Source organism: Streptomyces sp. NPDC048001 (genome assembly GCF_043203115.1).
Lineage (GTDB): Bacteria > Actinomycetota > Actinomycetes > Streptomycetales > Streptomycetaceae > Streptomyces > Streptomyces sanyensis.
In genome coordinates, this window is sequence record NZ_JBIDBN010000021.1 from 58,183 (window position 1) to 69,831 (window position 11,649).

9 protein-coding genes are annotated in these 11,649 nt (G+C 70.0%); 6 read left to right on the forward strand and 3 right to left on the reverse strand.

Features of this window, described 5'->3' with window-relative positions:
• Positions 1 to 43: 43 nt before the first annotated feature.
• Positions 44 to 388: a hypothetical protein gene (locus ACGF15_RS28535; protein ID WP_362614241.1), complete on the reverse strand. Its 345-nt coding sequence runs from the start codon at positions 386 to 388 to the stop codon at positions 44 to 46.
• Positions 389 to 851: 463 nt separating this feature from the next.
• Between ACGF15_RS28535 and ACGF15_RS28540 the strand changes: the two genes are divergently transcribed.
• From ACGF15_RS28540 to ACGF15_RS28560, 5 genes are all read left to right on the forward strand, one after another.
• A complete protein-coding gene (locus ACGF15_RS28540; protein ID WP_362614263.1) occupies positions 852 to 2,624 on the forward strand; it encodes a S8 family serine peptidase in 1,773 nt (590 codons plus the stop codon).
• Between the two features lie 422 nt (positions 2,625 to 3,046).
• On the forward strand, positions 3,047 to 3,436 hold the full coding sequence (locus tag ACGF15_RS28545; RefSeq protein WP_376426462.1) for a lamin tail domain-containing protein: 390 nt from the start codon (positions 3,047 to 3,049) through the stop codon (positions 3,434 to 3,436).
• Between the two features lie 368 nt (positions 3,437 to 3,804).
• A complete protein-coding gene (locus tag ACGF15_RS28550) occupies positions 3,805 to 4,830 on the forward strand; it encodes a TAXI family TRAP transporter solute-binding subunit (protein ID WP_362614246.1) in 1,026 nt (341 codons plus the stop codon).
• A gap of 207 nt (positions 4,831 to 5,037) precedes the next feature.
• Positions 5,038 to 7,032, forward strand: coding sequence for a TRAP transporter permease (locus ACGF15_RS28555; RefSeq protein ID WP_362614249.1), 1,995 nt, complete (start codon positions 5,038 to 5,040; stop codon positions 7,030 to 7,032).
• 302 nt (positions 7,033 to 7,334) lie between these two features.
• Positions 7,335 to 8,294 (forward strand): TAXI family TRAP transporter solute-binding subunit, encoded by a 960-nt coding sequence (locus tag ACGF15_RS28560; RefSeq protein WP_345608010.1) that lies wholly within the window; start codon positions 7,335 to 7,337, stop codon positions 8,292 to 8,294.
• Between the two features lie 12 nt (positions 8,295 to 8,306).
• On the opposite strand, the gene ACGF15_RS28565 is transcribed toward ACGF15_RS28560, so the two are convergent.
• Both ACGF15_RS28565 and ACGF15_RS28570 read right to left on the reverse strand, forming a co-directional pair.
• Positions 8,307 to 9,737, reverse strand: coding sequence for a HAMP domain-containing sensor histidine kinase (locus ACGF15_RS28565; RefSeq protein ID WP_362614251.1), 1,431 nt, complete (start codon positions 9,735 to 9,737; stop codon positions 8,307 to 8,309).
• A gap of 8 nt (positions 9,738 to 9,745) precedes the next feature.
• Positions 9,746 to 10,510 (reverse strand): response regulator transcription factor, encoded by a 765-nt coding sequence (locus tag ACGF15_RS28570; protein ID WP_362614253.1) that lies wholly within the window; start codon positions 10,508 to 10,510, stop codon positions 9,746 to 9,748.
• A gap of 215 nt (positions 10,511 to 10,725) precedes the next feature.
• Here ACGF15_RS28570 and ACGF15_RS28575 point away from each other — a divergent pair, with 215 nt between their 5' ends.
• Positions 10,726 to 11,250 carry an ATP-binding protein gene (locus tag ACGF15_RS28575; RefSeq protein ID WP_392803123.1) on the forward strand — a complete coding sequence of 175 codons (525 nt, stop codon included), beginning with the start codon at positions 10,726 to 10,728 and terminating at the stop codon, positions 11,248 to 11,250.
• The last annotated feature ends 399 nt before the right edge of the window (positions 11,251 to 11,649 follow it).

Here is an 11,649-nt window from a genome sequence, read left to right on the forward strand (position 1 = left end):
CCCAGGACGCCGGACCCGAGGAAGTGGACGAGATCGCCGCCCGCTACGCGGCCCGGGCCCAGGAACCGGACGGCGAGTGGCCGCCGTCGCCTCCACGACGTCCCCGCCCCGGGGCCGGCTCGGGCCCGTCCTCGGGGCGCCACGGCCGCGCCTCGACCGGCTTCTGCGGAGTGTTCACCCTTCCGAACGTACGCCGCCCTGCCTTGCCACGGCGGAGTGGGCCTACCGCCGCATCCGGCTGCTCCAGCAGGCCGGACACGGCGACGACACGTGGCCGGACAGCGTCGTCGCCGACGCACCACGCCTCCGCGGCGCCGGCATCGAGCACGCCGACCGGCAGCCGGTGATCTACCACCACATCGCCGCGCTCGCTGATGTGCTGGCTCACGCCAACCCCGCCTTGCGCCCGGACATGAGGGAACCTCCCAAGAGACAGTCGGTCGGCCGCGGTTCGCGGCGACCACTTCATGGCCGTCCGGCGGCCGTCGCCCGGGCCTGAGCACTCCTGCTCATCCGGCGTACTCAGCCGGCCGAGGCGGTCCCGGCCTCCGTCGTGGCCACCACCTGCCCGCCGTGGCCACCACCCGGCCGGCACGCACCGCCCAAAGGCCGGACGGCGTACCGGTTCACCGCCGCCTCCTCAGGCGACCCGCCGGATCCTCCGCGCTTGTACCAATCGTCAGAATTCGTCTCCGATAAACGAACTCCTCCTCGGCAAGAGGTACTTCCGCAACCAGCCGCGTGCATGACATCTTGCGTCCATCACTTGTTTCGTACGACCCGGCCTGACCACCGGGTCTTCGGAGGACGCATTGATACCCCACAGATCCAACCGCTCTCGACGTGCCCTCGTGCCGGCCGCCGCGCTCGGCGCGGCGCTCGCCTTCGGGGCGCCCGCAGCGCTTGCCGACACCGCCCCCGTCTCGCCTTCCGGTACTGGCGCCCCTGCCTCCGCGGCGGCGCCTCAGGCCGCGGCCGCCGCTTCCCCGAGTGCGACCTGGGTAGCCGGCACCCGCGCGTACCTCGTGATCACCACCCCGGGCGACACCACAGCGGTCCGCAACGCGGTGACCGCCAACGGCGGAACGGTCTTCCAGTACTACGACGCCATCGGTGTCATCACCGCCCACTCCGCGTCCGCCTCCTTCGCCGCCACGATGCGTGGTGTGAGCGGGGTTCAGCAGGTCGGCGCCACTCGTACCTCCGACGTCCCGGCCGACGCCTACAACCCGGCACTGCCCGCCAACCCGGCGCAGTCCACGACCCCTTCGGGCGAGCCGGTCCGCGCCGACATGACCCAGATCAAGGCCGACCAGGCATGGGCCGTCACCACCGGCTCCGCCTCCGTCAAGGTCGGCATCCTGGACACCGGTGTGGACGACCAGCACCAGGACCTGGCGCCGAACTTCAACGCCGCGGACTCCGCGTCCTGCGCGTACGGCAAGCCGGACACGCGAACGGGCGCCTGGCGTGACATCGGCACCCACGGCACACACGTGGCCGGTACGGTCGCGGCTGCCAGGAACGGGAAGGGAGTCATCGGTGTGGCCCCGGGCGTGAAGATCTCCTCGGTGCGCATCGCCGAGCCCGGCAGTTCGCTCTTCTTCGCCGAGAACACCGTCTGCGGCTTCATGTGGGCGGGTGACCACGGCTTCAAGGTCACCAACAACAGCTACTACACCGACCCGTGGCAGTTCAACTGCCCGGACGACGCCGACCAGGCCGCGATCATCGAGGGCGTCAGGCGCGCCCAGGAGTACGCGGAGGGTAAGGGCTCGCTCCAGGTCGCGGCGGCCGGCAACTCCAACATCGACCTGGCCAACAAGACGATCGACACCGAGAGCCCGAACGACTCGACGCCGGTCACCCGCACCATCACCAACGCGTGCCTGGACATCCCGACCGAGCTGCCGGGCGTCGTCACGGTCTCGGCGATGGGCACCACCGCGAAAGCCTCCTACTCCAACTACGGCCTGAACGTCATCGACATCACGGCCCCGGGCGGAGACGGCACCGGCATCTACAGCACCCTGCCGGGCGGCAGGTACGGCTCCAAGAGCGGCACCTCGATGGCCGCGCCGCACGTCGCCGGTGTGGCGGCGCTGCTGGCCAGCACCAACCCCGCCATCACCCCGGCGCAGCTGCGCGACAAGCTGGCCACCCAGGCCAACGACATCGCCTGCCCGTCGGACAGCCGCTGCAAGGGGACCACGGCCAGGAACGGCTTCTTCGGCGAGGGGCAGGTCGACGCCCTCAAGGCCGTCGGCAGCACCCCACCGCCCGGGACGTACTTCGAGAACACCGCGGACTTCGCCATCGGCGACTACACGACCGTGGAGAGCCCGATCACCGTCAGCGGCGTGACCGGCAACGCCCCGGCGACCCTCAAGGTGGGTGTGAACATCGTGCACACCTACATCGGGGACCTGAAGGTCGACCTGATCGCCCCGGACGGCACCGTCTACACGGTCCACAACCGCTCGGGCGGCAGCACTGACAACCTCGGCCGGGTCTACACCGTCAACGCCTCCGCCGAGGTCGCCAACGGCACCTGGAAGCTCCGGGTCAACGACAACGCCCGTGGCGACACCGGCAGGATCGACTCCTGGAACCTCACCTTCTGAGAGATCGCCCTCTGCCGACGACTCGTCCTGGGACGCCGCCTCGTCTCCGTGGTGTCGGGCCACGCCGGGCGACGGCGTGCTCGCCGGCCGGGCAAAGACGCAGAAGGAGCCGGCCGCAGCCCCGCCCGACGCGGTGGTGGCGGTAGCCGCCGAACATCCCCGCATCTTCGGATGCGGGGATGTTCGGCAACGGGCCGACAGCCGTCAGGGACCGCGGTGGACCAGCGGACGACGCCCCTCTCTCCGGCAGGTCCCCGAAGCCACAGCCGTGCCCGTCTGCGGCGCGACGGGCATACTGCGGACGAGGGGGTGCTCGAGACGCCAGGACTCCGACACGTCCGTGATCCGCCGGCGCTGGGTGGACCCGGAGTCGGCCGGATATGTGGTGACCGCCGCGCCCTCGTGGGTGGCCTGCCCACGCTCTGCCCGCTCCTGCGCATGCCGCCGGTTCCCTCCACCTGCACAAGGTGTACGACCACTCGCCCGGCAGCGACCGCGGGGGGAACACGAGCATCAACGGCGAGTACGTCCAGATCCGCAACACCACCGGCGCGGCGGTGAACCTCCGGGGCTGGACCCTTACGGACGCGGCCAACCACAGGTACACGTTCGGCTCGTTCACCCTGGACAAGGGCAGGACCGTCACCGTCCGCACCGGCAAGGGCAGGAACACCAGCACCACCCTGTACCAGGGCCGGGCCTGGTACGTGTGGAACAACGACAAGGACACCGCGACCCTCAAGCGCGCGAACGGATCCAGGGCCAACACCTGCTCCTACAACTCGACCAGGGTCGACTACAAGATGTGCTGACCGCAGTGGTGGCCGACCGCGCCCGCCAGTTCTTCCTGGCGGGCGAGGGGCCCCGTCGGCGAACCCCCGAAAGAGGTCGGTCGGCCCGTGCCCGCTGGTCCTCGAACTCGCGCCGACTGATCTTCTGGTCTGCCGGCGCGGGATCGATACCGCGGAGTGCTGCCACCGTGACTGATCTCCCCGCGCAGGCGGGGAACTACCGCGGCACGCCTTGGAGCGGCCTGCGGACCGGTCGTGGGTGCGCACCTTAAGGGTTGCTCAATAAGGACTGCGGAACGCCTACCTGCCGGCCTGGCGCAAGTACCGTCCCAGCCACCGTTCGCTCGTGAGTCGAGTCACGGGGACCCCACCACGCTGAGGAGCGCTTCATGGGACGACAGCGCCGCAGATACGGCTTCGGCCTCGCCTTGGGCCTGAGCACCACGCTGCTGACCGCCGCCTGCAGCCAGCCCGCCGAGTCCGGCCGGGGCGACGGCGGCGACGCGGCGAGAATATCCATCGCCACCGGCACGACCGCCGGCATCTACTACCCGATGGGCGGGGCGATGGCGGAGGTGATCAACCGCAATGCCGAGGGAGTCGAAGCCAGCGCCGAGACCACGGGAGGGTCGGTGCAGAATCTCCGACTGATCGCCGACGGCCAGAGCGACATGGCCATCGCCCAGAGCGATGTGGTCCATCAGGCCCACCACGGCCAGGGCGAGTTCTCCGGCAACCCGGTCAAGACGCAGACCCTGATGGTGCTCTATCCGAACGTGTACCACGCAGTGTCCCTCCAGTCGCGCCACGACGCTCTCGGCCTCGACTGCTTCCGCGACATCAAGGGCAAGCGCTTCTCCGTGGGCGCCCCCGGCAGCGGCAACGAACTGGCCACCAACCTGGTCTTCGACGCCCTGGACATGTCACCCGACAAGGACATCGAACGCCAGCGCTACGCCTACGCCGAAACCGCCCGTGCCCTGCGGGAAGAGCAGATCGACGCAGGGTCCTGGGTCGTCGGGGAGGGCCACGGATCGCTCCGCGAGCTCGAAGCCACCGATGCACTGCACCTGATCCCGATGTGCGAGGACGAGGCGGCCGCGGTCACCGAGAAGTATCCCTTCTACAACAAGCACACGATCAAGGGCAGCACCTACAGCACGGTCAAGGAGGACGTGTCGACTCTCGCGCTGTGGAACGTCGTCGCGGTCCCCACCGACATGTCCGAGGAGCGCGGCTACCAACTGGCCCGCACGCTCTACGAGAATGCGGCCGGCCTCAACAAGGTCTACGAGGCCGGCGCCGAGTACCTCGTTCTGAAGAACCTGGCCAAGAGTCCGGTCCCGCTGCACCCCGGTGTCATCCGCTACGCGGAGGAGAAGGGGGTACAGATCCCCGACAGGCTCCGCCCCTGACGGCCACGATCCCTGCGGGGGGCTCCCCGCCCCCCGCACAGGCACCCGCTTCGACCCGGCGTGCCTGTGCCGTCCACCCCTGATGCCCAGGGCCGACCGGACCACCCCCCCTGCCCGGTACCGGCCTCGGACATCCCTCGCATCCCAGAGATCCAGAAAGGGGCAGGGCGCCCCCTGACCTGCTCACCCCGGGCGCCCCGAAGCGCTATGAGACAGACCACCGCCCCGGGCACCCCCGACAGTGAACCTGCCCTCGAAGCGGCCGACAGCCGACCGCTGTGGCACCGGCTCGCCGCAGCCCGATGGGGCAACGGCCCGGCCGCGACCGTCGTGGGCTACGGCGTACTCGCCCTCACGCTCGCACTCGGCTGCTTCCAGATCTACACCGCCGTCAGCCTGAGCCTCAACTCCTACCTGCAGCGCGTACTGCACCTGATGTTCGTGCTGGTGCTGGTCTTCGTCACCCGGCCGGCGGGCAAGGGCCAATGGGCGCGACGACTGCCGATGACCCTCGCTGACGGGCTCCTGGTGCTCGCCGCGGTGACCGTGAGCCTGTATCCCGTGGTGGACTATGACGGGATCGTCGCCCGCACCGGACTCCCCTCCACCACCGACCTGGTCATGGGCGCCGTGGCCGTCGTCCTACTGCTGGAGGCGTGCCGACGGGTGATCGGCACCTTCATGGCCGCACTGGTGTCCTGCTTCCTGGTGTACGCCTGGATCGGGCCGCTGCTGCCCGGCCTGCTGTCCCATCGCGGTTACACCGTCCAGCGCATCGTCTCCCACAGCTATCTCTTCCAGGAGGGCATATACGGCCTTGCCCTCGGCGTCGCCGCATCCTTCGTGTTCATGTTCATCTTCTTCGGGGCGGTGCTGGAGAAGACCGGCGGTGGCAACTTCTTCATCAACATGGCCTACGTACTCACCGGAAAGTACCGCGGCGGCCCCGCCAAGGGAGCGGTCGTGGCGAGCGCCTTCATGGGATCGGTGTCCGGCAGCGCGATCGCCAACACGGTCACCACGGGCGCCTTCACCATCCCGATGATGAAGAAGGTCGGCTACCGGCCGCACGAAGCCGGCGGAGTGGAGGCGGCCGCCTCCACGGGAGGACAACTTCTCCCCCCGATCATGGGAGCCGGTGCCTTCGTCATGGCCGAACTGATCGGCGTGCCCTACATCGAGATCGTCAAGGTGGCGATCATCCCCGCACTGATGTACTTCGCGGTCATCTTCCTGTTCGTCGACATCCTGGCCCGGCGGCACGGGATCAGGGGACTGCCCGCCGAAGAGCTCCCGCGCCTGCGCGAGGTGATGGCAGGCGGCTTCCACTTCCTGCCTCCCTTCTTCCTCCTGGTCACCCTGCTCATGGCGCACGTCACGCCGCTGCTCGCCGGTCTGTACGCCACCACCGCGCTGGCCGCGGTGGCGATGCTCCGAGCCGGCAGCCGACTGAGTCCGAAGGACTTCGGGGAGGCCTTCACCCTGGCCGCCCGGAACACGCTCTCCGTCTCGGTGGCCACTGCGGCTGCGGGCATCGTGGTCGGGGTGGTGGGGCTGACCGGTCTGGGTCTGAAGTTCTCCAGCATGATGCTGAGCTGGGGCGGCGGCTACCTGCTGCCGACCCTGCTGCTGATCGCGGTCGCCTCACTGGTCCTCGGGATGGGACTGCCCGTCACCGCCGCATACATCGTGCTGATCGTGCTCGCTGGCCCCGCGCTGCTCGACCTGGGCGTGCCGCTGATCGTTGCGCACATGATCGTCTACTGGTACAGCCAGGACTCCAACGTGACACCACCGGTGGCGCTCTCCGGGTTCGCGGCGGCGGGAATCGCCGGCTCCTCCCCGATGCGGACCAGTGTGGCGGCGTGGAAGTTCTCCAAGGGGCTCTACATGATTCCGCTGCTGATGGCCTACTCGCCGCTCCTGCTCAACGGACCGGTCACCGAGGTCGTACTCGCGGTGGTGACCGGCCTTCTCGGCCTGCTGGCCTTCGCCGTGGCCATCGAGGGCTTCTGGCTGCGCAGGACCACCCTCCTCGAACGGCTGGCGGCTGTGGCGGCCACCTGCCTGCTGCTCAGTCCCTACCTGGTGGCCGACGTGACCGGGGCGGCACTGGTGCTGGCAGTGGTGGCGACCCAGTTGAAGGGCCCCCGACCGCCCGAATCATCCGACCCCACGCCTCAGGCCGCCTCGGTGGCCTGACCGCAAGGCGAGGCACGCCCCGCAACGGCCCCTGCCCGCTGTCTGCACGTTCCTGGCGCCCGCACACGGCCATGAGGCCCATCGGATCCGGGACACGGGTGCAGTGTTCGTGCACCGGTGTCCCGGGACGCGGGTCCCACGGAGGGCACCTTCGCCGGAATCCGAGCCCCCGGCGACCGCCACACCGGCGCTACCCACCCGCAACCGGCGGCAGGTCTCGGTCACCCGGGGACTAGGCTGAGTCGCGTGGGCCGGGAGCGGCCCCGTGGTCGGCTGGGAACGTCGTGTCCAGGGAGGCCTCCATGCCGGTGGCTCGTCCGCTCGCCGCCGCCGTCGCTCTGACGGCGGTGCTGCTCGCCGGATGTTCCGGAAGCGACGCACCGCCTCGCCCGACCGGGGAGATCAGCGTGGCGACAGGCAATCGCGGTGGCGTCTACGCGGTGTACGGAGGCGGATACGCCGACCTCATCGACCAGAGCCTGCCCGAGGCGACCGCCCCGGTCCAGTACACGGGGGGCAGCGTCGACAATCTCCGCAGGGTGGGCGCAGGGCAGGCGCGAGTGGCCTTCACGCTCGCCGACTCCGCCGCGGACGCCATCGCCGGGCGCGCACCGTTCAGCGGGCCGGTACCGGTGGTGGCGCTGGCCGCTCTCTACGACAACTACGTGCAGCTCGTGGTCCCTGCCGACAGCCCGGTGCGCAGCGTGGCGGATCTGCGCGGGCGGCGGGTCTCCCTGGGGTCCGAGGGGTCGGGTACCGCGGTCATCGCCGAGCGGATCCTGGACGTGGCAACGCTCTCTGCGGACGGCGACGTCGTGGGGGAGCGGCTCGACGTGCGTGCTTCGGCATCCGCGCTGGCCGAGGGACGGATCGACGCGTTCTTCTGGAGCGGAGGCCTGCCCACGGCGGCGATCACGGAGCTGCGCCGGACCACACCGATCCGCCTGGTGGATCTCGGCGACGTGGTCGGCCCCCTGACCCAGTCCTACGGGGACCTGTACACGGAAACCACCGTGCCCGCCGTCGTCTACGGCGAGCAGAGCGCCGTGAGCACGGTGAGCGTGCCGAACTTCCTGGTGGTGCGGCCGGACGTGCCGGATGCGGAAGCGTACTGGTTGACCCGGGTGCTGTTCGAAGGACAGCAGGAACTCATCCGCGACCACCCAGAGGCCCGCCGTCTCGATCGTCGTACCGCGATCGCCACCTACCCGCTGGAACTGCACCCGGGCGCGGAGCGCTGGTACCGGGAGTCCCAGCCCTGACACATGCCGTGATCAGGCCGTCGTGTCCGGCGGGGGAGCAGCGGGCAGCCGTATGGTCGCCGCGAGGCCGTGCGGCTCGGCTGCCGCGAGATGCAGTTCGCCACCGCCCGCCTCGATCATCAGACGTGTGAGGGCGAGTCCGAGGCCCGTACCCCGGACGTTCTGGTGACGGGCGCTGCGCCAGAACCGTCCGCCTGCCAGGGCCAGTTCCTCGGCAGTCAGTCCGGTGCCGCCGTCGCGCACCGTCACCTCCACCACGGCGCCGTCCTGCCCCGCGCCGGCGCCGTTGTCGCTGTCACCGCCCGAGGTCTGCGCGACCGAGACACTGACGGGGGTCCCGTCGCCGAACTTGAGGGCGTTGTCGAGCAGAGTGTCCAGGGCGTGGTCGAGACTGTCGGGCAGCGACAGCGCGCTCACCCCCGGCGGAACCCGTGTGGCGAGGGGGACGTCCTCCGCCTCGTAGGCCGCGCGCCAGGCGTCGACCCGGTGGGCGACCACGGCCGTGACATCCACCGGCACGCGCTTCGCCTCGGACGCCTCCGCCCTGGCCATCCGCAGCAGCCCGTCGAGGATCTCACCGAACCGGTCGGCCTCCTCGGCCGCCGCGTGCAGCTCGTGCAGACCTTGCGGGTCGTTCACGTAGTCCTCCAGGTTCTCCACGCGCAGCCGGAGCGCGGTCAGCGGATTGCGCAGCTCGTGGGAGGCCTGTGCCACGAACGCGCGCTGCTGCTGCTGCGAGGCGTGCATGCTGTCCGCCATCACGTTGAAGCTGTTGGCGAGCCGCCGCAGCTCCGGCGCGCCGGTCCGCTCCGAGACCTGGGTCCTCAGCCGCCCGAGGGCCACCTCGTGCGTGGCCCGGTCCAGTTCGTGAACCGGGCGGAGCACCCACCGCACAACCGGCGCAGCCACCGCGATCACCACCGCGGCCAGCGCCGCGAGGCTGCCCAGCGCAACGAGGGCCAGATGGTCGGCCACCTCGGAGCGGGCCTGGTCCGTGGGCGAGACGATGAGCACGGCGCCCAGCACATGGCCGTCGCGCTTGACCGGTTCAGCCAGGACGAAGGGGCGTTCGTCCCACGGCCACATCAGGCCGGGCTGCCGAGCGGGCCGGTCGGCCAGAGCGCGCAGCAGCGCGGCCTGGACCGGAGGCTCCTCCAGGTCGAGAGGGCGTGGTGCGACGACGATCTCCCTGCTCGCGTCGACGACGGCGACCCGGGAGTCGTACAGGGCCGCGTATCGGTCGGCGGCGGCCTCCAGCCGGTCGGTCCGTCCCGATTCAAGGGCGGTGGCGGCCAGGTCGGCGAACCAGGCGCCGTCCTGGACGCGGCCGATGAACGACGTCTGGACTGTGTGCTCCGCGGTGGCCCGGACGAGAGGGACACTCAGCGCCAGGATGAGGCCCGTGACCAGGGCGAAAACGATGACGAGAAGGCGGCGGCGCATCGGCTGTCTCAGCTGTCGGCCGCCGTGGGCGACGAGGCGGAGGCAGGGCGGCCCAGGTGCGAGGACGGCGAAGCTTCAGCGGTGCCCGACGCAGCCTCCGGGGATGCTTTGTCGGCGGTGGTGAGGCGGTAGCCGACGCCTCGCACCGTCCGAACCACGCTTCCCGCCCGCCCCAGCTTTGCCCGCAGGTTGGCCATATGCACGTCAAGGGTGCGCGACATGCCGTCGTACGTCGTGTGCCACACCTCGACGATGATCCGGTCCCGCGGCACGGCGGCGCCGTCAGCGCGCACCAGTACGGCCAGCAGGTCGAACTCCTTGCGGGTGAGCGGCACCGGCTGCCCGTCCAGGGTGACCGTGCGCCGCGGAAGGTCGATCTCGAGGCCGTCGATGGTGACGAGCCGGTCCTCTGCGGCCCGCCGGGGCATACTGCGCCGGAGCACCGCCTCGATGCGGGCGAGTAGCTCGGCGGCGCTGAAGGGTTTGACCACGTAGTCGTCGGCCCCGCTGCGCAGCCCGCGCACCCGGTCGGGCTCGCCGCCTCTGGCGGTCACCGCGATGACGGGGACAGATCCGCGGCCACGCAGTTCCCGGCACACCTCGATGCCGTCCCGGTCCGGCAGGCCCAGATCCAGCAGGATCAAGTCGACTGCGGGCGCGGACAGCGCGTCGGCGGCGCTGGCCGCGCGCCACACCTCGTACCCGTTGCGCCGCAGCGAGCCGGTCAGAGCCTCGGCGACCCGGTTGTCGTCTTCGACAAGCAGTATGCGCACAGAGCCTCCCGGTGCCTCGCAGTCCGGAGCCTCAAAGTCCCGCCGAAGCGTGATGCCGGGGGCAGGGGTCCGGACCGTGGAGTCGAGGATAGAAGTGATCTCCACCACTCAACCCTAAGCCTATGTTAAGAGCACGGGTGTTCCCTTCTGCCGGCGTAGGGCAACTGCAACGGTCGGGGTAGAGCAAAGCCCCCAGCCCCGGGAGATGGCAAGAGATGAGCATGACAACGGTGCCGTCCGAGCCGCGACGGCGAACAGCCCGCGCACCCGAGGCCGACACCCCGGACTCCTCGCGGTCGTGTACGAACGGCAACCACGTACAGCCGTTCTTCTGCACCCTCAGCGTTCCTGCGAAAGACCCGGCCGCCGTATCCGTAGCCCGCCGGCTGCTCCTGTCGACCGTCCGCACCTGGGAACTCGTACTCACGGACGAGACACTGCACGATCTTGAGTTGCTGACAGGCGAAGCCATCGCCAACGCGGTGCTCCACACCACCGGACCGTGTTCGGTATCGGTGCGCTGGACAGGGACCCGACTGCGGGTGGAAGTCACCGACACCGCCGCCCCCGTTCCCGTCCAGCGCGGGCTCGTCGAGCCGCACGCCGAATGCGGCAGGGGGCTGACCCTCATCGCGGCCCTGGCGGCGACCTGGGGCAGCGCAGGAACCGCCACCGGCAAAGTCACGTGGTTCGAGGTGGGGCCCGCGGTGCCCGGGGACCTCGACGGGGCAGCCCGATGATCTCGACCGCGTAGCGACCGGCATCCAGCGCCGCAAAGCCGGCGTTCTGGTCGTCACACCGGATGAACGGTGGCTTGGTGGCTTGCGGCAAGGCCACCGATGACCGGTTCACTGACGTGCTGGGCCTCCTTGTGCAGGTAGGTCATGGACATGCTGTGCAGACTGTCGATGTCTGCCTGCTGCTGCCCGGTGTTGCCGTTGCTCGACGCGCCATCTGATCCGCAGACGCCGGCCCTGTGAGTGGTCGGCGCGTATGCGGGACGGTTCTGGTCGACGTAGCGCTTCGGCTACCCGGCGGGCCATCGCGGTCGCTTGGGGTGGTGGGTGGTTGATGAGCGAGTCGATGTCGTCGTGCGGCCGTGTGTTCAGCTCGTGCGGGCGTGTTTTGGTGAAGTGTTT

Excerpts from the sequence above, each read along its gene's own strand:
- ACGF15_RS28550 (WP_362614246.1), top strand. The coding sequence starts at position 3,805 with ATGGGACGACAGCGCCGCAGATACGGCTTCGGCCTCGCCTTGGGCCTG.
- ACGF15_RS28555 (WP_362614249.1), top strand. The coding sequence starts at position 5,038 with ATGAGACAGACCACCGCCCCGGGCACCCCCGACAGTGAACCTGCCCTC.
- ACGF15_RS28560 (WP_345608010.1), top strand. The coding sequence starts at position 7,335 with ATGCCGGTGGCTCGTCCGCTCGCCGCCGCCGTCGCTCTGACGGCGGTG.
- ACGF15_RS28565 (WP_362614251.1), bottom strand. The coding sequence starts at position 9,737 with ATGCGCCGCCGCCTTCTCGTCATCGTTTTCGCCCTGGTCACGGGCCTC.
- ACGF15_RS28575 (WP_392803123.1), top strand. The coding sequence starts at position 10,726 with ATGAGCATGACAACGGTGCCGTCCGAGCCGCGACGGCGAACAGCCCGC.